Origin of the sequence: Acidovorax sp. sic0104 (assembly GCF_019219095.1) — a bacterium.
In the GTDB taxonomy this organism is placed as follows: Bacteria; Pseudomonadota; Gammaproteobacteria; order Burkholderiales; family Burkholderiaceae_C; genus Acidovorax.
On sequence record NZ_JAHUWH010000001.1, the window covers coordinates 477,873 to 499,431 of the forward strand.

At 65.9% G+C, this 21,559-nt stretch carries 17 protein-coding genes; 6 read left to right on the forward strand and 11 right to left on the reverse strand.

What is annotated here, in order from left to right:
• Positions 1-44: 44 nt before the first annotated feature.
• The 11 genes from KW835_RS02210 to serA form a co-directional block, all read right to left on the reverse strand.
• Positions 45-674: a DUF502 domain-containing protein gene (locus KW835_RS02210; protein ID WP_218380636.1), complete on the reverse strand. Its 630-nt coding sequence runs from the start codon at positions 672-674 to the stop codon at positions 45-47.
• A gap of 12 nt (positions 675-686) precedes the next feature.
• Entirely contained in the window at positions 687-1,040 is a 354-nt protein-coding gene (locus KW835_RS02215; RefSeq protein ID WP_218380637.1) for an FmdB family zinc ribbon protein, read from the reverse strand.
• 118 nt (positions 1,041-1,158) lie between these two features.
• The gene (locus tag KW835_RS02220) at positions 1,159-2,604 is read right to left on the reverse strand and encodes a sodium:solute symporter family protein (RefSeq protein WP_218380638.1); all 1,446 of its coding nucleotides are present in this window, start codon (positions 2,602-2,604) and stop codon (positions 1,159-1,161) included.
• Positions 2,605-2,656: 52 nt separating this feature from the next.
• Positions 2,657-4,240 (reverse strand): ubiquinone biosynthesis regulatory protein kinase UbiB, encoded by a 1,584-nt coding sequence (gene ubiB / locus KW835_RS02225; RefSeq protein WP_218380639.1) that lies wholly within the window; start codon positions 4,238-4,240, stop codon positions 2,657-2,659.
• Positions 4,237-4,857, reverse strand: coding sequence for an SCP2 domain-containing protein (locus tag KW835_RS02230; protein ID WP_218380640.1), 621 nt, complete (start codon positions 4,855-4,857; stop codon positions 4,237-4,239). Before KW835_RS02230 ends, ubiB begins: the two co-directional genes overlap by 4 nt.
• 73 nt (positions 4,858-4,930) lie before the next feature.
• Positions 4,931-5,977, reverse strand: a complete 1,047-nt coding sequence (locus tag KW835_RS02235) for a Tim44 domain-containing protein (RefSeq protein WP_218380641.1) — start codon at positions 5,975-5,977, stop codon at positions 4,931-4,933.
• A 36-nt stretch (positions 5,978-6,013) separates the two neighbouring features.
• Positions 6,014-6,745, reverse strand: a complete 732-nt coding sequence (gene ubiE, locus KW835_RS02240; protein WP_218380642.1) for a bifunctional demethylmenaquinone methyltransferase/2-methoxy-6-polyprenyl-1,4-benzoquinol methylase UbiE — start codon at positions 6,743-6,745, stop codon at positions 6,014-6,016.
• A gap of 179 nt (positions 6,746-6,924) precedes the next feature.
• On the reverse strand, positions 6,925-7,347 hold the full coding sequence (locus KW835_RS02245) for a gamma-butyrobetaine hydroxylase-like domain-containing protein (RefSeq protein WP_218380643.1): 423 nt from the start codon (positions 7,345-7,347) through the stop codon (positions 6,925-6,927).
• A gap of 88 nt (positions 7,348-7,435) precedes the next feature.
• Positions 7,436-7,867, reverse strand: coding sequence for an HIT family protein (locus KW835_RS02250; RefSeq protein WP_218380644.1), 432 nt, complete (start codon positions 7,865-7,867; stop codon positions 7,436-7,438).
• 163 nt (positions 7,868-8,030) lie between these two features.
• On the reverse strand, positions 8,031-11,945 hold the full coding sequence (locus tag KW835_RS02255) for an FAD/FMN-binding oxidoreductase (RefSeq protein ID WP_218380645.1): 3,915 nt from the start codon (positions 11,943-11,945) through the stop codon (positions 8,031-8,033).
• A gap of 122 nt (positions 11,946-12,067) precedes the next feature.
• Positions 12,068-13,297 carry a phosphoglycerate dehydrogenase gene (gene serA, locus KW835_RS02260; RefSeq protein ID WP_218380646.1) on the reverse strand — a complete coding sequence of 410 codons (1,230 nt, stop codon included), beginning with the start codon at positions 13,295-13,297 and terminating at the stop codon, positions 12,068-12,070.
• Between the two features lie 299 nt (positions 13,298-13,596).
• Here serA and ugpB point away from each other — a divergent pair, with 299 nt between their 5' ends.
• The 6 genes from ugpB (at position 13,597) to KW835_RS02290 (ending at position 21,476) form a co-directional block, all read left to right on the forward strand.
• Positions 13,597-14,910, forward strand: a complete 1,314-nt coding sequence (ugpB, locus tag KW835_RS02265; RefSeq protein ID WP_218380647.1) for a sn-glycerol-3-phosphate ABC transporter substrate-binding protein UgpB — start codon at positions 13,597-13,599, stop codon at positions 14,908-14,910.
• Between the two features lie 120 nt (positions 14,911-15,030).
• Complete coding sequence (ugpA, locus tag KW835_RS02270) at positions 15,031-15,912, forward strand: sn-glycerol-3-phosphate ABC transporter permease UgpA (RefSeq protein WP_218380648.1); 882 nt, start codon at positions 15,031-15,033, stop codon at positions 15,910-15,912.
• A gap of 149 nt (positions 15,913-16,061) precedes the next feature.
• Positions 16,062-16,913 (forward strand): sn-glycerol-3-phosphate ABC transporter permease UgpE, encoded by an 852-nt coding sequence (gene ugpE / locus KW835_RS02275; protein WP_218380649.1) that lies wholly within the window; start codon positions 16,062-16,064, stop codon positions 16,911-16,913.
• 60 nt (positions 16,914-16,973) lie between these two features.
• Positions 16,974-17,981, forward strand: a complete 1,008-nt coding sequence (gene ugpC, locus KW835_RS02280) for a sn-glycerol-3-phosphate ABC transporter ATP-binding protein UgpC (protein WP_218380650.1) — start codon at positions 16,974-16,976, stop codon at positions 17,979-17,981.
• Between the two features lie 171 nt (positions 17,982-18,152).
• The gene (ugpQ, locus tag KW835_RS02285; protein WP_218380651.1) at positions 18,153-18,893 is read left to right on the forward strand and encodes a glycerophosphodiester phosphodiesterase; all 741 of its coding nucleotides are present in this window, start codon (positions 18,153-18,155) and stop codon (positions 18,891-18,893) included.
• A 75-nt stretch (positions 18,894-18,968) separates the two neighbouring features.
• Entirely contained in the window at positions 18,969-21,476 is a 2,508-nt protein-coding gene (locus KW835_RS02290; protein ID WP_255593196.1) for a DUF3772 domain-containing protein, read from the forward strand.
• Positions 21,477-21,559: the final 83 nt, after the last annotated feature.

Sequence of the window (21,559 nt, forward strand, 5' to 3'; positions counted from 1 at the left end):
ACTTTCAACGCCTCGTGGGCGCATCGATAAAAGATAGACGATTACTACTGAAGCGAGGACGGGTGTGCGGCCGTGATGTCAGGCGGCGCAACGACTCCCATCGACACGATGTACTTGAGGGCAGCATCGACGCTCATCTCGAGCTCGACGCAATCGCTCTTGCGCACCATCACGAAGTAGCCGCCCGTGGGGTTGGGCGTGGTGGGCACGTAGACGCTGACGAATTCGTCGCGCAGGTAGGCCGCCACTTCGCCATTGGGCGCGCCGGTGACGAAGGCCACCGTCCAGACGCCCTCGCGAGGCCACTGCACCAGCACCGCCGTGCGAAAGGCGTTGCCGCTCTCCGAGAACAGCGTGTCCGACACCTGCTTGACGCTGGAGTAGATGGAGCGCACCACAGGAATGCGGTGCACCAGGGCATCGCCCCACTGCACGAGCTTGCGCCCTGCAAAGTTGCTGGCCACTGCCCCCACCACCAGCAGGATCAGCAGCGTGAGCACCACCCCGAAGCCGGGGATATGAAAGCCCAGCACCTTGTCCGGATGCCATGCCACAGGCAGGATCTGCAAGGTCTGGTCGAGGGTGCTGACGATCCAGTGGAGCACCCACGCGGTGATGACACCTGGCACGATCACCAGGAGCCCGGTCAGCAGCCATTTGCGCATAGCAGACATGAATCGTCTCGATCAGCTCGTGGAGGAGGTGGACGACGAAGAACTGCTGCCGGCGCTGGCCGTGCTGGGGGAAGCTGCTTCCTTCTTGGGTGCATCGCCAGTGCCGGTGGCGGACGCAGCGGCGGGTGCCGAGTCCGTCTTGGTATCGGTAGCGGGCGCGGAAGTGCCGCCGCCACCGCTGTTGCCGCCACGAAAATCCGTCACGTACCAGCCTGAGCCCTTGAGCTGAAACCCAGCGGCCGTCACCTGCTTGGAGAATGCCTCCGCGCCACAGGCGGGGCATACCGTGAGGGGAGCGTCGGAGATTTTTTGCAGCACATCCTTGGCATGGCCGCAGGAGCCGCATTTGTAGGCGTAAATAGGCATGTCAGCGTGTGGAGGGAAAGTGCAAAACCCTCAATTATAGGCGGCGGCATGCCCCTACCCTCCGCAGGCCGCGCGCAGCCCGGGCATGGGATGCACGCGCCCGCTTCCTGCGGGGCCGTCAGTCGGCGCCCACCAGCGGGTGGTGGGATGCGTGGCTGTTGCGGATGGCCTGGGGGGCCAGCGAACCCGCCAGCATGCCCACCAGCGCCGCCAGCAGCCCAGCCAGTTGCGCCGGGAACACGGCGCCCACCGGCGTGGCCAGGAACAGCAGCCAGGTGCCCAGGCCCAGCACGATGGCGGCAATGGCACCCTGCGTGGTCGCGCGCTTCCAGTACAGGCCGAAGACCAGTGGCACGAACGCGCCCACCAACGGCACCTGGTAGGCGCCCGACACCAGCTCATAGATCGACGTGCCCTGCATGTAGATGGCATAGGCCAGCACGCAGCCGCTGAACACCAGCGTGGTGATGCGCATGGTGAGCAGGCGCTCGCTGTCGGAGCTGTGGGGCTTGAACTGGCGCCAGATGTTCTCGGTGAAGGTCACGCTCGGGGCCAGCAGCGTGGCCGACGCAGTGGACTTGAGCGCCGACAGCAGTGCGCCGAAGAACAGCACCTGCATGATGAACGGCATCTTGGCCATCACCAGCGTGGGCAGCACCTTCTGGGGGTCTTCCTTGAGCAGCGCCGCCGTCTCGCCGGGCATGATGATGAGCGCGCTGGCCACGAGGAACATGGGCACGAAGGCGAACAGGATGTAGCAGATGCCGCCGATGACCGGCCCGCGCGTGGCCGCCTGGACGTTGTTGGCCGACATCACGCGCTGGAACACGTCCTGCTGAGGGATGGAGCCGAACATCATCGTGATGCCAGCGGCGACGAAGAACACCATGTCGTGGAACTTGGGCTCGGGCAGGAAGCGGAACAGTTCGCGGTTGGACGCGAACTCGATCACCTTGTCGGCCCCGCCGGCCATATTGCCCGCAAACACCGCGATCACGGCCAGGCCGACCACCAGGATGATCATCTGGATGAAGTCCGTGACGGCCACCGACCACATGCCGCCAAAAAGCGTGTACGCCAGGATGGACACCACCCCGATGACCATGCCTACCGGGATGCTGATGGCATCGCCCGACAGCAGGTTGAACACCAGCCCCAGCGCCGTGACCTGCGCCGACACCCAGCCCAGGTAGCTGAGCATGATGATGAGCGAGCAGACTACCTCCACCGCGCGACCATAGCGCTCGCGGTAGTAGTCGCTGATGGTCAAGAGCGTCATGCGGTAGAGCTTGCCCGCGAAGAACAGCCCCACCAGGATCAGGCAGAAGCCCGCGCCGAAGGGGTCTTCCACCACGTTGCCAAGCCCGCCTTCGATGAACTTGGCCGGAATGCCCAGCACCGTCTCCGAGCCGAACCACGTGGCGAACGTGGTGGTGATGATCATGTACAGCGGCAGGTGCCGCCCGGCAATGGCGAAGTCCGCCGAGTTGTTCACGCGCCGGGCGGCAAGCAGGCCGATGCCGATGGTGATCAGCAGGTAAACGATAACCAGGGTCAGCAGCACGGCATGCTCCTCAATGTCGCGAAGGTGAAGAAAAAAGAACGGAAAACGGAAACTAGAAAATACGGAACCGGTAAAGCACTTGCAACTGCTGTACCAGCACGAAGAACAGGAAGCCTGTGATGAAGCCCACGCCCACGTAGATCATCGCGTGCAGCAGCTTGTTGGTGCGTTTTTGCTCGGCCAGCAGTTCCAGCAGTTCGCGGCGGTGGTCCTGCGGCTTGTGGCGCAGGTAGTCATGCATCAGCCGGGGCAGTTCCGGCACCAGCTTGGCGTAGTGCGGTGCCTCGGCGCGCAGCTCGCGCCACAGGCGCTGCGGCCCCATCTGCTCGAGCATCCACTTCTCGAGGAAGGGCTTGGCGGTGCTCCACAGGTCCAGGTCCGGGTCCAGCTCGCGGCCCAGTCCCTCGATGTTGAGAAGGGTCTTTTGCAGCAGCACCAACTGGGGCTGGATTTCCACATGGAAGCGCCGGGAGGTCTGAAACAGGCGCATCAGCACCATGCCCAGCGAGATCTCCTTGAGCGGCCGGTCGAAGTACGGCTCGCACACAGCGCGGATGGCCGACTCCAGGTCGTTCACCCGTGTTTCAGGCGGCACCCAGCCGCTTTCGATGTGCAGCTCGGCCACGCGCTTGTAATCGCGGCGAAAGAACGCCACGAAGTTCTGCGCCAGATATTCCTTGTCCGATTCGGTGAGCGTGCCGACGATGCCAAAGTCGAGCGAGATGTAGCGGCCGAAGGTGGCGGGGTCCAGGCTGACCTGTATGTTGCCCGGGTGCATGTCGGCGTGGAAGAACCCGTCGCGGAACACCTGGGTGAAGAAGATGGTGACGCCGTCGCGCGCCAGCTTGGGGATGTCCACCCCTGCCTCGCGCAGCCGGTCCATCTGGCTGATGGGCACGCCGTTCATGCGCTGCATCACCATGACCTCGGCATGGCAGAAGTCCCAGAAGATCTCGGGGATCAGCACCAGATCCAGGCCCTGCATGTTGCGGCGCAGCTGCGCCGCATTGGCGGCCTCGCGCACCAGATCGAGCTCGTCGTGCAGGTAGTTGTCGAACTCGGCCACCACCTCGCGGGGCTTGAGGCGCTTGCCGTCGGCGGACAGTCCCTCGACCCAGCCGGCCATCATGCGCATGAGGCTCAGATCCTTCTCGATCACCGGCAGCATGCCCGGGCGCAGCACCTTGACGGCGACCTCGCGCTCGATGCCGTGGCGGTCGCGCAGCGTGGCGAAATGCACCTGCGCGATCGACGCGCTGGCCACCGGCACGCGATCGAACGTGGTGAACACCTCGCCGATGGGACGGCGAAAGGCGCGCTCGACGGTGGCAACGGCGATCTCGGGGTCGAAGGGGGGGACCCTGTCCTGCAGCCGGGCCAGCTCATCGGCCACGTCGGGGGGCAACAGGTCGCGCCGGGTGGACAGCACCTGGCCGAACTTCACGAAGATGGGGCCGAGCTGCTCCAGCGCCTCTCGCAGGCGCTGGCCGCGCGGTGCATCGAGCTTGCGCCCCATCGACAGGATGCGGGACGCAGCCCGCAGCCAGGGCTTCTGGAAGCTGTCGAGCAGCAGGCCGTCCAGACCGTAGCGGAACACCACCCACAGGATGGTGCCACCCCTCAGAAATTGTTTCATGCGCCGGACCGGTCAGGGCTGCTGGCAGGCGCCTCGGGCGCTACAGGCTGCACGGGCGGCACCGGCACCACTGCGGTGCCAGAGGCCGAGGGCGCCACGCGCGAGCCCACGAACTGGCGCAGTGCCTGGGCTGCGCGCCGCGCGACCTGCGACACCGTGTGGGCTGGCGCATCGCCGATCACGCGGGCCAGGTCTTCCTCCACATCCCAGCGCACATGGTCGACCAGCCAGTTGATCTCGGCCGCGAGCTGCACGTCGCCTTCGATGCGGATGGTGGGCTTGTCGCCGCGCAGAGCGGTCTGGGCCAGCGCGAAGGGCGAGGTTTCGGTCACTTCGAGCCGCAGGTCGGGCACCGCGGCCTCGGGTGCCAGGTTGAACAGCCCTGCGGGCGTGATCACCAGGGCCATCGAATAGGCACGCCATTGCACGCGGGCGATGCGGCCTTTCTGGCGCACCAGGCGGTCGGTGGCCTCCTTCTCCTGCATCAGCACGTGGTTGAGGAACAGCACCACGCGCTGCTGAACCTCGTGGACCAGCCACTGCGGCGGCTGCGGGCCAGCGGCCACGCGCTCGAAAAGGCCGTTCAGAAATGGAAAAGGGGACTGTGGTGTTGCCATAGTCCCCGATTATTCCCTGAACTGGCATGCGCCCCAAGCGCTGGTAAGCCCTTGGGAAGCATTGCCTTTTGTGTTACTGCAGGGCTTGCACGCCCGCCACCAGCCAGCCGCTGCCGCCGGACTTGGGCTTGGTCATGTTCCAGACCTCGCGGAACGGGCTCGGGCCGGCCGACGGCTCCTCGCGGATCATGCCGGAGAACTCCACGCTGGCCATGTAGCCGTCGCCCAGGTCTTCGATGCCCAGCAGCTGGGCCTCGATCATGACCACGTCGGTATGGTTGGGCTGCACGCCACGGTGCGCTTCGCGCTCGGTCAGCTGGGTGCGGATCTCGTCAAGCATGCTGTCCGTCATCATGGAGCGCAGCGTGTTGATGTCCGAGCGGTCCCAGGCGGCCTGCAGCGTGACGAAGTTGCGCTTGGCGGCCGACAGGAAGCCGTCGGTGTCGAAGTCAGACGGAACGCCCCAGTTCTGCGATCCCGACAGGCCCGAGCCGATGACCACGCCCGTGCCCGCACCGCCTTGCTGCGCGGCCCGCGAGGCGTCAAACGCCATGCTGCTGCGCTCCCAGGGGCGAGCGGATGCGTCGTTGCCCACGTTGTTGGGGCTGTACTGGGGCGGCACCTGCGCTGCGGAGGGGGTCGCCGCACCGGCGCCCGCGCCTGCGCCCTGGAAGGCAAACGGCGAACCGCCGGCTGCCGCGCCGCCATTGCTGGCACCGCCGCTGCGCGAACGCATCACCATCTTGAAGATCGCGAACGCGGCCACGGCCAGCAGCGCAATCATCAGGAAGTTGGCAAAGCCTGCGCCCATGCCCAGCGAGTGGGCAAGCCAGGCCAGGCCCAGGCCGGCGGCCAGGCCACCCAGCATGGCGCCCCATGGCTTCTTGGCCGGGGCCGCTGCGGCCGGCGCGGCGCCGGGAGCAGCAGGCTTGGCTGCCGCTGCGTTGGTCGCGTTCTGCGCCGGGGCGCCAGGGGTCGCGGGCGGCGTGGCCGACTCGCGCTGCGTCACATTGCTGGACTGCTTGCCCACCGACTTGCCGCCGCCCATACGCCGGGCGTCGGCGTCCGCGTGCGCAAACGCCAGCATCGCTACCAACACCACAGACCACAGTTTCATCATGAGTTCTCCGTCTCCGTTAATCGCCGAGTGAACCACTCAGCACTTGATTCCAACATGGAGGGCCACGATGCCCCCAGTCATGTTGTGATAGTCCACATGCCCAAAGCCATTTTTTTGCATGAGGCTTTTGAGTTCTTCCTGGCCCGGATGCATGCGGATCGATTCGGCCAGGTAGCGGTAGCTGGCATCGTCGCCCGCCACCAGCTTGCCCAGCCGGGGCAACACCTTGAAGGAATACCAGTCGTAGGCTTTCTCGAGCGGCTTGGCCACCTTGGAGAATTCGAGCACCAGCAGCTTGCCGCCGGGCTTGAGCACGCGGCACATCTCGGCAATGGCCTTGTCCTTGTGCGTCATGTTGCGCAGGCCGAAGGCCACGCTCACCACGTCGAAATGCGCGTCGGGAAACGGCAGCGCCTCGGCGTCGCACACCATGGTGGGCAGCACCACACCCGCATCGATGAGGCGGTCGCGGCCCACGCGCAGCATGGCTTCATTGATGTCGGTGTGCACCACGCGGCCGGTGGCGCCCACCTTCTTCGAGAAAGCCAGCGCCAGGTCGCCCGTGCCGCCCGCGATGTCCAGCACCTGGCTGCCTTCGCGCAGGTTGGCAACCATCACGGTGTAGGCCTTCCAGGCGCGGTGCATGCCGGCGGACATGAGGTCGTTCATCACATCGTATTTGGATGCGACCGAGTCGAACACGCCGCGCACGTGGCGCGCCTTTTCCTGCTCGTCGACCGACTGAAAACCAAAATGCGTGGTGCTCATAAGTTTCATGCTAGGCGCGCGAGCGCCACAGGTACAGCGACAACCCCGCACTGAAATGGGGCTTGTGTCGCAATTAGGACAACGCCATCAAAGAGAAAACGGCCGCCAACGCTTGTCCATATTGCGCCAGCAGCTCCTTTTTCAATAGCACATTGGTCAACAGGGGCTTGTGCTGCCTGTCAATGGCCTCCGCAGGCATGGCCACCTGCACCACCCTTGGGCACCATCGGCGCGTCGCGGTCCACGCCGGCTGCTGCCAGGCGCTCGGTGTACTGCGTCCACAGCGCGTCCTGCTTCAGGCCCAGCTCGTAGAGGTAGTCCCAGGTGAAGATGCCGCTGTCGTGGCCATCGGAAAACGTGGGCTTGACCGCGTAGTTGCCCACGGGCTCCAGGTTGACCAGCGCCACGCCGCGCTTGCCGGTCTGCAGCACTTCTTGCCCCGGGCCGTGGCCCTGCACTTCGGCAGAGGGCGAATACACGCGCATCAGCTCGAACGGAATGCGGAACGTGGCGCCGTCGGAAAACCCGACTTCGAGCACCCGCGAAGCCTCGTGCACCGTGATCGCCTGCGGCGTGGGCGCGCCCGCTTTCAAACCTGACATGGAACTCCCCCGTGAGAAAACTGTGATGGTGCGGATTGTGGTGTGCTGCGGCGGCGCACGCTGCGATCAGGGTCAACCACGGGCCGCGTCAAGGCAGCACGAGCAGGCCCAGCGACTGGCGCATGGCGTCTTCGACCTGTGGCAGGCGCTCCCGCACGCCGTCTTCCCGCTGCGCCGGGCTCGGCCGCTGCGCCGCCGCCCACACGGGCGAGGGAAAGTGGCTGTCCCAGTCAAACCGGGCGATCACGTGCCAGTGCAGGTGGGGCACCATGTTGCCCAGCGCCGCGATGTTGACCTTGGTGGGCGCAAGATGCTCGCGCAGCGCCTGCTCCACCCGCGTCACCGCCTCCATGCAGTGGTTGCGCTCGGCTGCCGACAGGTCCGAGAACTCGGCCACGTGCGCGTTCCACACCACGCGGTAGAACCCCGGAAAGCCCGCCTCGTTCGCGCGGATGACGCGCTGGCGTTCACCGCGCCAGACCAGCGCGCCGCCGTCTTCGGCACACAGGGGGCAGCTCATTGGGAATCCCCCGCACTGCTTGCGAACACCCACCTGGTGTGAAACCGGCGCGCGCCAAGCCAGTGCACCCGTGGAACTGGCTTTGCCAGGCCACCGGGTGCGTTCCCCTCCCACGCAGCGAGAGAGGGGGAAGGCGCGAAGCGACTCAGGGGGTGCTTCATTTCTAGACCAGCACCCGCTCGATGCCGCCGCCGTTGGCGCGCTGCACGTACTCGGGCATCCAGTTCTCGCCCAGGATCTCGCGCGCCATCTCGACCACGATGTAGTCGGCTTCGAGCAAGCCGTTCTGCAGGTCGTCCTGGTAGCGGTTCAGGCCCTGCAGGCAGCTGGGGCAGCTGGTGAGGATCTTCACGTTATCCTTCTCGGCCACAGCACCGCTTTCGCGCAGCCTGGCTTCGCCCTTTCTGATTTCCTCCTCCTTGCGAAAGCGCACCTGCGTGGACACGTCCGGCCGCGTCACGCCCAGCGTGCCCGACTCGCCGCAGCAGCGGTCGCTCTTCAAGACCTGCTCGCCCACCAGCGCCTTCACGGTCTTCATCGAGTCCTGCTGCTTCATGGGGTTGTGGCAGGGCTCGTGGTACAGGTAGGCGCCCTTGCCCTGCAGCGTGATGCCCTTCTCCAGCAGGTATTCGTGGATGTCGATGATGCGGCTGCCGGGGAAGATCTTGCCGAATTCATAACCCTGCAGCTGGTCGTAGCAGGTGCCGCAGCTGACGACCACGGTCTTGATGTCCAGGTAGTTCAGCGTGTTGGCCACGCGGTGGAAGAGCACGCGGTTGTCCGTGATCATCTTCTCGGCCTTGTCGAACTGGCCGCTGCCGCGCTGCGGGTAGCCGCAGCACAGGTAGCCCGGGGGCAGCACCGTCTGCACACCTGCGTGCCAGAGCATGGCCTGGGTGGCCAGACCGACCTGCGAGAACAGCCGCTCCGACCCGCAGCCGGGGAAGTAGAACACCGCCTCCGTCTCGGCCGTGGTGGCGGCCGGGTTGCGGATGATGGGCACGTAGTCCTTGTCTTCGATGTCCAGCAGCGCGCGCGCCGTCTTCTTGGGCAGGCCGCCGGGCAGCTTCTTGTTGATGAAGTGGATCACCTGCTCCTTGACGGGCGCGGTGCCCACCGTGGCCGGCGGCTTGGCGGTCTGCTTGCGGGCCACCTTGCGCAGCAGGTCCACGGCCATGCGCTGGGCCTTGAAGCCCACGTCCACCATGGCGCTGCGCATGAACTTGATGGTGTCCGGGTTGGTGGCGTTGAGCATGGTCATCGCCAGCTTGTTGCCGGGCCTAAAGCTCTTCTTGCCCATCTTGCGCAGCAGGTTGCGCATGTTCATGGTGACGTCGCCGAAGTCGATCTTCACCGGGCAGGGGCTCTCGCACTTGTGGCACACCGTGCAGTGGTCGGCCACGTCTTCAAATTCCTGCCAGTGCTTGATGGACACGCCGCGGCGCGTCTGCTCTTCGTACAGGAAGGCCTCGACCAGCAGCGAGGTGGCCAGGATCTTGTTGCGCGGGCTGTACAGCAGGTTGGCGCGCGGCACGTGCGTGGAGCAAACGGGCTTGCACTTGCCGCAGCGCAGGCAGTCCTTGACCGAATCGGCGATGGCGCCGATGTCGCTCTGCTGCATGATCAGCGACTCGTGACCCATGAGGCCGAAGCTCGGCGTGTAGGCGTTGGTCAGGTCGGCGTGGCGCACGGGGTTTGATGCCGAATCGGCCTCCAACGCCCTTCCAGAAAGCGCCGGTAGCTCCTGATTTCGTAGCAACTTGCCTTTGTTGAACCGGCCCTCCGGGTCCACCTTCTGCTTGTATTGCGCGAACGGGCGCAGTTCGTCGTCGGTCAGGAATTCGAGCTTGGTGATACCGATGCCGTGCTCGCCCGAGATCACTCCATCCAGGCTGCGCGCCAGCACCATGATGCGCTCCACCGCCTCGTGCGCGGTCTGCAGCATCTCGTAGTCGTCGCTGTTGACCGGCAGGTTGGTGTGCACATTGCCGTCGCCGGCGTGCATGTGCAGGGCCACCCAGACACGGCCCTTGAGCACGCGCTGGTGGATGGCGGTCACTTCCTGAAGGATGGGCTTGAACGCCGCCCCGGTGAAGATGCCCGACAGCGGCGCCCGCAGCTGCGTCTTCCAGCTGGCGCGCAGGGTGTGGTCCTGCAGTTGCGGGAACAGCGCCTGCACATCGTGCAGCCAGCCTTGCCACAGCGCACGAACGTCCTGCACCAGGGCGATGGCCTGCGCCACGCGTTCCTGCAGCAGCTCGGGCGACGGGACCTCGTCGTCCGCGTCGTGCTTGCCCAGCGGCAGGTTGCCACGCTCGAAGAACTCGGTCAGCGCATCGCACAGCTTGAGCTTGTTGCGCAGGGAGAGTTCGATGTTGATGCGCTCGATGCCGTCGGTGTACTCGGCCATGCGGGGCAGCGGGATGACCACGTCTTCGTTGATCTTGAAGGCGTTGGTGTGGCGGCTGATGGCGGCCGTCTTCTTGCGGTCGGCCCAGAACTTCTTGCGCGCGTCGGCGCTGATGGCGATGAAGCCTTCGCCGCTGCGCGAGTTGGCGATGCGCACCACCTCGCTGGTCACGCGCGCCACCTCGTCGGCGTTGTCGCCCGCGATGTCCCCGATGAGCACCATCTTGGGCAGGCCGCCATTGCCCTTCTTGCTCTTGGTGGCGTAGCCCACGGCCTTCAGATACCGGTCGTCCAGGTGCTCCAGGCCGGCCAGCAGCACGCCACTGCGCTTTTGCTCGGCGAACATGTAGTCCTTGATCTCGACGATGCTGGGCACCGCGTCCTTGGCGTTGCCAAAGAACTCCATGCACACGGTGCGCGTGTGCTCGGGCATGCGGTGCACCACCCAGCGCGCGCTGGTGATCAGGCCGTCGCAGCCTTCCTTCTGGATACCGGGCAGGCCCGAGAGGAACTTGTCCGTCACGTCCTTGCCCAGGCCCTCCTTGCGGAAGGTCTTGCCCGGGATGGCCAGCGTCTCGGTGCGCACGGGCGTCTTGCCGTCGGCCTCGAAGTACTGCAGCTCGAAGGTGGCCGTCTCCACGTCGTGGATCTTGCCCATGTTGTGGTCCAGGCGGGTCACTTCCAGCCACTGGGCGTCGGGCGTGACCATGCGCCAGCTGGCCAGGTTGTCGAGTGCCGTGCCCCACAGCACGGCCTTCTTGCCGCCCGCGTTCATGGCGATATTGCCGCCGATGCAGCTGGCTTCGGCGCTGGTCGGGTCCACCGCGAAGACGAAGCCCGCGCGCTCGGCCGCGTCGGCCACCCGCTGGGTGACCACGCCGGCCTCGGTCCACACCGTGCCCACCTCGCTGTCCATGCCCGGCAGGCGGCGCATCTCCACCTCGGTCATGGCTTCGAGCTTTTCGGTGTTGATGACCGCGCTCTTCCAGGTCAGCGGAATCGCGCCGCCGGTGTAGCCGGTGCCGCCCCCACGCGGAATGATGGTCAGGCCCAGTTCGATGCAGCCCTTGACCAGGCCGGCCATCTCGGCCTCGGTGTCGGGCGTGAGCACCACGAACGGGTATTCGACGCGCCAGTCGGTGGCGTCGGTCACATGGCTCACGCGCGAGAGACCGTCGAACTTGATGTTGTCCTTGGCCGTCAGGCGCCCCAGCGTCTTCTGGATCTGGCGGCGCAGCTGCGCGGCCTGCTCGAAGGTGGCGTTGAATTCGGCCACCGCACGGCGCGCGGCCACGACCAGCTCGCCCACCAGGCGGTCGCGCCCGGCGTCGTCGGCGGGGGTGCGGCGCTTGTCGACTTCGCCCAGGCGGTGCTGCAAGGCATCCACCAGAAGCTTGCGACGGGCCGGGTTGTCCAGCAGGTCGTCCTGCAGGTAGGGGTTGCGCTGCACGACCCAGATATCGCCCAGCACCTCGTACAGCATGCGGGCGGAGCGCCCAGTGCGGCGCTCCTTGCGCAGCTGGTCCAGCACATCCCACGAGGCGGAGCCCAGCAGGCGGATCACGATCTCCCGGTCGGAGAACGAGGTGTAGTTATAGGGAATCTCGCGCAGACGGGCGGGCTCGGCGGCCTGCGCCTGCAAGGCAGCCAACGCAATCGGAACATTCATGGGGGATCTACCTGGGGCGGGCGCACAGCGCCCATGAGCCTTGGGGGCGCGATTTTAAGCCACCGCCCTCTCCCCTGCCGGACCGCAGCCCGCGGACCTGCAGCGGCAGGCCGTGCAAAGTGTCAGAACAATACGCGGCTGCGCAGCGTGCCCTCCACCTTGGCCAGCTTGTCCAGCGCCAGGTCTGACGAGGCTGCATCGATGTCGATCACCACGTAGCCGATCTTCTCGTTGGTCTGCAGGTACTGGGCAGAGATGTTGATCCTGTTGTCCGAGAAGATGCGATTGATCTCGGACAGCACGCCCGGCACATTGCGGTGGATGTGCAGCAGTCGGTGCTTGCCCGGGTGGGCGGGCAGCGCCACCTCGGGGAAGTTGACCGACGACGTGCTGGTGCCGTTGTCGCTGTACTTCACCAGCTTCTCGGCCACTTCCAGGCCGATGTTGGCCTGGGCTTCCATCGTGGAGCCGCCCACGTGCGGGGTGAGGATCACGTTGTCCAGGCCCCGCAGGGGGGACTGGAACTCGTCCTTGTTGGTGCGCGGCTCGACCGGGAACACGTCGATGGCCGCGCCCAGCAGCTTCTTGGCCTTGAGCGCACCCGCCAGGGCGTCGATGTCCACCACCGTGCCACGGGCGGCATTGATCAGGATGGCGCCGGGCTTGAGGGCCGCGATTTCGGCCGGGCCGATCATGCCTTCGGTGGAGGGCAGCTCGGGCACGTGCAGGCTCACGATGTCGCTCTGGCCCAGCAGTTCGTGAAGGTGGTGCACCTGGCGGGCATTGCCCAGCGGCAGCTTGTTGACCACGTCGAAGAAGGCCACGTGCATGCCCAGCGCCTCGGCCAGCACCGACAGCTGCGTGCCGATGGAGCCGTAGCCAACGATGCCCAGGGTCTTGCCACGGATCTCGTACGCGTTGTCCGCCGACTTGAGCCAGCCGCCGCGGTGGGCCACGGCGTTCTTCTCGGGAATGCCGCGCAGGAGCAGGATGGCTTCTGCCAGCACGAGCTCGGCCACCGAGCGGGTGTTGGAGTACGGCGCGTTGAACACCGCTATGCCCCGCTCGCGCGCGGCGTCCAGGTCCACCTGGTTGGTGCCGATGCAAAAGCAGCCCACGGCCACCAGCTTCTGCGCGTGAGAGAACACCTCCTGCGTGAGCTGCGTGCGCGAGCGGATGCCCAGGAAGTGCACGTCGGCGATCTTGCGCTTGAGTTCTTCGTCGGGCAGCGCGCCGGACACGGTTTCGATCTGGGTGTAGCCCGCCGCACGGATCACATCCACGGCGGAAGCGTGGATGCCCTCGAGCAGCAGGAATTTGATCTTGTTCTTGTCCAGCGAATTGGTAGCCATGGCAATAGGAAGGATGGAGTGAAGAAGAAAGATCCGGCGCGCTGACGGCGCGAACGAACCGGGCAAGCGGCAAAGCGCGTGCGGTCACCAGCATGGTGCATCGCACAAAACCTTGCAAGCCTCGGTAAATGCGTCGCACATTGTCACAAAAAGGTCACAATCGCATCCCTTACGGGGAATCCCAAGGGGTTTCCCGGTTGTTGCACGCCCAAAGGGCATGCGACAACGACATATCAATGACACACGGGCCGCCTAGCATTCGGCCCTTGTGTTTTTCGTCATTCTCAGAGGACATATTCATGCAAACGAAGCATCTGGCGGTTTGTGCTGCCATCGCCATGTCGGCCTGTCTCCCCGCTCAAGCCCAGGCACCGGTCGAGATCCAGTGGTGGCACTCCATGAGCGCGGCGCTTGGCGACTGGGTCAATGACCTGGCCAAGCAATACAACGCCAGCCAGACCAAGTACAAGGTGGTGCCCACCTACAAGGGCACGTATGACGAATCCATGACTGGCGCCATCGCCGCCTTCCGTGCCGGCAATGCGCCCCACATCATCCAGGTGTTCGAAGTGGGCACCGCCACCATGATGGCCAGCAAGGGCGCCATCGTGCCCGCAGCCAAGGTGCTCAATGACGGCGGCTTCAAGTTCGACCCCACGCAGTACGTGTCGGCAGTGGCCGGCTACTACACGGCGCCCAACGGCCAGATGCTGAGCTACCCGCTCAACAGCTCCACCACCATCTTCTATTACAACAAGGACGCCTTCAAGAAGGCCGGCCTGGACCCTGAAAAGGCGCCCAAGACCTGGCCTGAGGTGTTCGCCGCCGCGACCAAGCTCAAGGCCAGCGGCCACAGCTGCCCCTTCACCACCAGCTGGATCAGCTGGACGCAGCTCGAGAGCTTCTCGCTGTGGCACAACACGCTGTTCGCGTCCAAGAACAACGGCTTTGACGGCAACGATGCCAAGCTGGAAATCAACACCCCGCTGCACGTGCGCCACTTCGAGAACCTGGCCAAGGCCTCCAAGGATGGCAGCTTTGTCTACAAGGGCCGCGGCAACGCGCCTGACGCATCGTTCCCCTCGGGCGAGTGCGCCATGATCACCGGCTCGTCGGGCCTGTATGCCCGCGTGGCCAAGGAAGCCAAGTTCGCCTACGGCATCTCGGCCCTGCCCTACTACGCGGATGTGAAGGGCGCCCCCCAGAACACCGCCATCGGTGGCGCCAGCCTCTGGATCATGTCCGGCAAGAAGGCCGAGGAATACAAGGGCGTCGCAGACTTCCTGAACTTCCTGAACGACACCAAAGTCCAGGCCGCCAGCCATCAACGCACCGGCTACCTGCCCGTGACCACCGCCGCGTACAAGCTGACCGAGGCATCGGGCTTCTATGAAAAGAACCCCGGCACCGACGTGGCCGTGACGCAGATGATCCGCAAGGCCACCGACAAGTCGCGCGGCATCCGCCTGGGCAACTTCGTGCAGATCCGCACCATCATCGACGAAGAAACCGAACAGATCTGGTCCGGCAAGAAGTCGCCCAAGGAAGCCCTGGACACCGCTGTGACCCGTGGCAACGAACAGCTGGCCCGCTTCGCACGCGCCAACAAGTAAGTACGGTCCACCATCTGTCGGTGCCGCCCCTCCCGACAGAAGGGCGGCATCGAAAGCCCGCCGCCCCGTCAGCCAGCATGGTTCACGGGGCGGCGGGGTTTTCTTTTTGAGAGTCTGGACATGGAAAAACGCGTTCTCTTTCGCTCTGCGTGGCTGCCCTGGGTGCTGATAGCGCCCCAGTTGGTCATCATCAGCGTCTTCTTCTTCTGGCCCGCGGGCCAGGCCCTGGTGCAATCCTTTCAGATGCAGGACAGCTTCGGCCTGTCCAAGGAATGGGTGGGCCTCGACAACTTCAAGACCCTGTTCGAAGACCCGGGCTACCTGGCCTCGTTCAAGACAACGGCCTTCTTCTCGATCCTGGTGGCGGCGGTCGGCATCTGCCTGTCGCTGATGCTGGCCATCTTTGCCGATCGCATCATCAAGGGCGCCATCGTCTACAAGACCGCGCTGCTGCTGCCCTACGCAGTGGCTCCGGCCGTGGCCGGTGTGCTGTGGATGTTCATGTTCTCGCCATCCCTCGGTGTGGTGGCCTACATGCTGCGCCAGTCGGGCTTCAACTGGAACCACATGCTCAACTCCGACCACGCGATGTCGCTGATCGTGATCGCAGCCGTGTGGAAGCAGATCTCCTACAACTTCCTGTTCTTCCTGGCAGGGTTGCAGTCCATCCCCAAATCGCTGATCGAGGCAGCCTCGATCGATGGCGCCGGCCCCTGGCGCCGGTTCTGGAGCATCCAGTTCCCGCTGCTCTCGCCCACCACCTTCTTCCTGTTGGTGATCAACGTGGTCTATGCCTTCTTCGACACCTTCGCCATCGTGGACTCCACCACGCAGGGCGGCCCGGGGCGCGACACCGCCATCCTGGTCTACAAGGTGTACCACGACGGCTTCAAGGCCATGGACATGGGCGGCTCGGCCGCGCAATCGGTCGTGCTGATGGCCATCGTGGTCGTGCTGACCGTCATCCAGTTCCGCTACGTCGAAAAGAAAGTGCAGTACTAGATGACTCCCCCCCGAAGCGCCTTTGGCGCCTCCCCCTCGAGGGGGCGCCTCCAGCGGCCCGGCAAAACCGGTTCCGCGGTGGCACGCGCGACAGCGCCCACTGATTCACGCATGTCTTCTTCATCGCCCTTCTCTCCTGGAGCCCTCGCATGGTAGAGCGCAGTCCTTATCTCACCGCGTTCTCGCACCTCATCATGGTGCTGGGCGTGATCATCGTCGGCTTCCCGCTGTACCTGGCCTTCGTGGCCTCCACGCACACCGCGCAGGACATCGTGCAGGTGCCCATGCCCATGGTGCCCGGCAACAACTTCTGGCAGACCTACCACGACGCGCTGTTCGGCGGCGGCACAGGCGCTGGCTCCACCGCGCCGGTGGCGCGCATGATGTGGGTGAGCTTCGTCACCGCCATCGTCATCACCGTGGGCAAGATCGCTATCTCGCTGCTGTCGGCGTTCGCCATCGTGTACTTCCGCTTCCCGTTCAAGGGCATCTGCTTCTGGCTGATCTTCATCACGCTGATGCTGCCCGTGGAAGTGCGGATCGGCCCTACCTACCAGGTGGTGTCGGACCTGGGCATGCTCAACAGTTATGCGGGCCTGACGGTGCCGCTGATCGCATCGGCCACGGCCACGTTCCTGTTCCGCCAGTTCTTCCTCACCGTGCCCGACGAGCTGGTCGAAGCCGCACGTGTGGACGGCGCCGGACCCATGCGCTTCTTCAAGGACATTCTCGTGCCGCTGTCGCGCACGTCCATCGCCGCGCTGTTCGTGATCCAGTTCATCTACGGCTGGAACCAGTACCTGTGGCCGCTCCTGGTGACCACGTCCGAGGACATGTACCCAGTGGTCATCGGCATCAAGCGCATGCTGGCCGGTGGCGACGCGGGCAACGAATGGAACATCGTGATGGCAACGGCCCTCCTGGCCATGCTGCCGCCCGCCTTCGTGGTGGTGGTGATGCAGCGCTGGTTCGTCAAGGGCCTGGTGGACACCGAAAAGTAAAGAAAATCAGCCCCTACCGCTTTATCCATCTGCGTTAGCAGCTACCAATTCAATAGCAAAATGGCATCTCTATCCCTTCGCAACATCGTCAAACGCTACGGCACGGGCCCCAAGGCCAACCAGGTCATCCACGGCGTCAATGCCGAGGTCAAGGACGGTGAATTCATCGTGATCGTCGGCCCCTCGGGCTGCGGCAAATCCACCCTGCTGCGCATGGTGGCGGGCCTGGAAGAAATCTCCGGCGGCGACCTGTTCATCGGCGAGCGCAAGGTCAATGACCTGGAACCCGCCCAGCGCGACATCGCGATGGTGTTCCAGAACTACGCGCTGTACCCGCACATGACGAACTTCGAGAACATGGCCTATGGCCTGAAGATCGCCAAGGTGCCCAAGGAAGAGATCAAGGCGCGCGTGGACAAGGCCGCCAAGATCCTGGAGCTCGGCCACCTGCTCGAACGCAAGCCGCGCGAGCTGTCGGGCGGCCAGCGCCAGCGCGTGGCCATGGGCCGCGCCATCGTGCGCCAGCCCCAGGTGTTCCTGTTCGACGAGCCGCTGTCCAACCTGGACGCCAAGCTGCGCGCACAGACCCGCCTGGAAATCCAGAAGCTGCACCGCGAGCTCGGCATCACCAGCCTGTTCGTGACCCACGACCAGGTCGAGGCCATGACGCTGGCCGAGCGCATGATCGTGATGAACGCCGGCAACATGGAGCAGTTCGGTACGCCCGAGGAGGTCTACCACACGCCCGCCTCCACCTTCGTGGCCAGCTTCATCGGCTCGCCGCCGATGAACCTGCTCAAGAACGCCCCCAGCGCCGCTCCCGGCACCATCCTGGGCATCCGACCCGAGCACCTGGACGTGACTGCAGGCGACGGCTGGGCCGTGACGGTGGAAACCGTGGAACTGCTGGGCGCCGAGCGCCTGATCTATGGCCGCATCAACGGCGAGCAGATCATCGTGCGCGTGGAAGAAGGCACGCACTCGCCCGCGCCCGAGTCCGTGATTCACGTTCAGCCGCGTGCCGACCGCCTGCACGCGTTCGACGCCACCACCGGAAAGAGGATGTGACATTCCCCTGAGGCGCTTCGCGCCTTCCCCCTTCTCCCGGCTGCGCCGGAGAAGCGGGGAACAGGAACGCCACCCGCGGCCTGGCAGAGCCAGTTCCACGGTGGCACTGGCCTGGTTCGCGCCAGTTTCAAAGTGCGCGTGCAGCGCAACCGCACCAAGGAAGACACCACGATGACCGCCCCCTGGCCCTATCCCCGCTGGATCGCCCACCGAGGCGCTGGCAAGCTGGCGCCCGAGAACACACTGGCCGCGTTCCGCCTGGGCGCGCAGCACGGCTATCGCATGTTCGAATGCGATGCCAAGCTCTCTGCCGACGGCGTGCCCTTCCTCATGCACGACGCCACGCTGCAGCGCACCACCAACGGCCACGGCACCGGCGGCGACCTGCCTTGGAGCGAGCTGGCCCAGCTCGACGCGGGCGGCTGGCACTCGCGGGCCCATGCGGGCGAGCCGCTGCCCACGCTGGAGAACCTCGCGCGCTATTGCATCGCCAACGGCTTCTTCCTCAACATCGAGATCAAGCCCACGCCGGGGCTCGAAGAAAAGACCGGCCGGGTGGTGGGCGAGCTGTCGGCACGCCTGTGGCAGGGCCAGGCCGTGCCGCCGCTGTTCTCCTCGTTCAAGCCTGACGCGCTGGCCGGCGCCCGCGCCACCGCGCCGCACATCCCGCGCGCGCTGCTGATCGACGCACTGTGGGACGGCTGCCTCGATGCCGCCCGCGAGCTGGGCTGTGTGGCCATCGTGTGCAACCACGCGCTGTGGGACAGCGCCCTGGTCGCACAGGCCAAGGCTTCGGGCCTGCGCACGCTGAGCTACACCGTCAACGACGACTGGGCGGCACAGCGGCTCATCGACCTGGGCACCGACGGCATCATCACCGACCGGGTCGACCTGTTCAGCCCTGCGGGCTGATCCACTCCCAGCCCGGGGCCGCCGGCTCGAACACTCTTTCACAAGGGTGGCGGCGGGCGCAGCACAATGCTGCGCATGACACTGCATTGCATACGAGCCCGCCTGGCGGCCAGCGCAGCCTCCCTGGCCTTCGTGCTGGTGCTGGCCGCGCTGCCGGCGCCCCCCTCACACGCCCAGGGACGTGCCACGGCCCCAGCCGCTGCAGCCAGCAGCGCTGCCAGTGAAAAGCCCGAACTTCCCAGTGTCGACTCGCTGCGCGACCGGCTGGAAGCCATCCCCGCCAAGATCGGTGAAGACGACGACTACCGCCAATGGCTCAGTGACATCGCGGCCATCGGCACGGCGGCCACCCAGGTGGCGGCGCGCCGCGCCGAAGCACTGGCCGACGTCGATACGCGGCTCGCCGGCCTGGGCCCGGCACCGGACAAAGGGGCCACGGCAGAAGCGCCCGACGTCGCGCAACAGCGCAGCGCGCTGGCCAAGGAGCGCAGCAGCATCGACGCCGAGCTCAAGCTCGCGCGCCTGATCGCGGTGGATGCGGAGCAACGCGGCGCCGACATCATCCGCCAGCGCCGCGAACAGTTCCAGACCGCACTGACGACGCGCATCGACTCGCCCCTGACCAGCACTTTCTGGCGCAATGTGCGCAGCGCGTTTCCCGGCGACCTGGCGCGCCTGCAGTCACTGGGTGCCGAGTTGCAGGAGTCCGCAGCCCGGGCCTGGGAGCCCGCGCACCGCACGGGATTCGTGGTCAGCCTGGCGATGGCCTTGTTCGTGGCTGTGGCCGGCACCTGGCTGGCAGAGCGCCTGCTGCTGCGCCTGGCCCCGGCGCGGCTGCCGCCCGGGAGGCTGCGCCGTTCGCTGCTGGCGTTTGCGTCCGTGCTGGTACACACCATGCTGCTGGCCCTCGCGGGCCAATTGGCCTGGGGCGGGCTCACTGTGGACGCAGTCCCAAGCCCGCGCCTGCAGGCCTTTGAGCGCGCCACGCTGCAACTGCTGGTGTTTGCCGCGTTCATGATCGCGCTGGGCCACGCCCTGATCTCGCGCAAGCGCAGCTCCTGGCGCCTTACCGCCCTGTCGGACGAACTGGCCACGCGCCTGGCCCCCTACCCCTGGTGGCTGGCCCTGACCACCGTGCTCGGGGGCCTGGTCATCGAAGTCAATCGCGTGGTGGGTGCCAGCCTCTCGGCCGAAGTGTCGGCGCACGCCGTGTCGGCCCTGCTGATGGCCCTGGTCATCCTGTGCGCGCTGCGCCATCTGCGCGCGCCCACCGCCGCCGCCCCATCCGCCGACGCGGGCACCGATGCGCAAGGCAACCCTGGCGAGCCCGGGCCGCAGGCAGCAGCCCCTCGCCCGATCTGGATGGGCCTGCTCGTGGCGGGTGCAGCCGCCACGGCCCTGGCCATCCTGGTGATGCTGGTGCTGGGCTTCGTGGCCCTGGCGCACACGCTGGCCGGACAGATGGTCTGGACCGGTGTGGTCTTTGCCACCACCTACCTTCTGTTCGAACTCGTGGAAGACGTGGCGCAGGCCGTGCTGTCCTCGCGCGGCGGTTTCGGCCAGCGCCTGCACAAGGGCCTGGGCCTGGACGGCAAACTGCTGGACCAGAGCGCCGTGGTCGCTTCGGGCGCATTGCGCGTCGTGCTGCTGTTCTACATGGTGATCGCCCTGCTGGCGCCGCTGGGCACGGCGCCCGACGAGGTGTTCCGCCGGGGTGGCAGCGTGAACCAGACCCTGCAGGTGGGCAGCGTGACGCTGGCGCCGCAGGCGCTGCTGACGGCCCTGGCGATCGCCTGCGCCGGGTTCGTGATGATCCGCATCCTCAAGCGCTGGCTCAGCGACCAGTTCTTTCCCAACACCTCGCTCGAGCCAGGCATGCGCAGCTCCATCGTCACCCTGCTGGGCTATGTGGGCGGCGTGGCAGTGATCGCCATCGCGCTGGCAGGCCTGGGCATCAGCGTCGAGCGCATCGCCTGGGTGGCCAGCGCACTGTCCGTGGGCATCGGCTTCGGCCTGCAGGCCATCGTGCAGAACTTCATCTCGGGCCTGATCCTGCTGGCCGAGCGGCCCGTGAGGGTCGGCGACTGGGTGGTGCTGGGCGAGACCGAAGGCGACGTGCGCCGCGTGAACGTGCGCGCCACCGAAATCCAGCTGGGCGACCGATCCACCGTCATCGTGCCCAACTCGGAATTCATCACCAAGACCGTGCGCAACATGACGCTGACCGGTGCGCCGGGCCGCGTGCTGCTGCGCCTGCCCGCGCCGCTGGACACGGACGCCGCCCGCATGCGCGACCTCCTCCTGCAGGCCTTCCAGCAGCACGAAGGCGTGCTGGACAACCCCGAGCCTATCGTGCAGCTCGAAGGCATCCTGAACGGCACGCTCACCTTCCTGGCCATCGGCTACGTGAGCAACCCGCGCAACGCGGGCGGCGTGCGCAGCGACCTGCTGTTCAGCATCCTCGCAGCGCTGCGCGACGCGGGCCTGGCCCTGTCGCCGCCGGCCACGACGGCGGTGGCGCCGTATACGCCAGTGGCGGCGCAGGGCCCGTTGACCACGGTCAGCGTGCCGCAGCCGCAGTGAACAGCCGTTCGGGCTGAGCCTGTCGAAGCCTGGCGCGGCGCTTCGACGGGCTCAGAGTGAGCGGTTTGGGGGTTGCTGAGAGC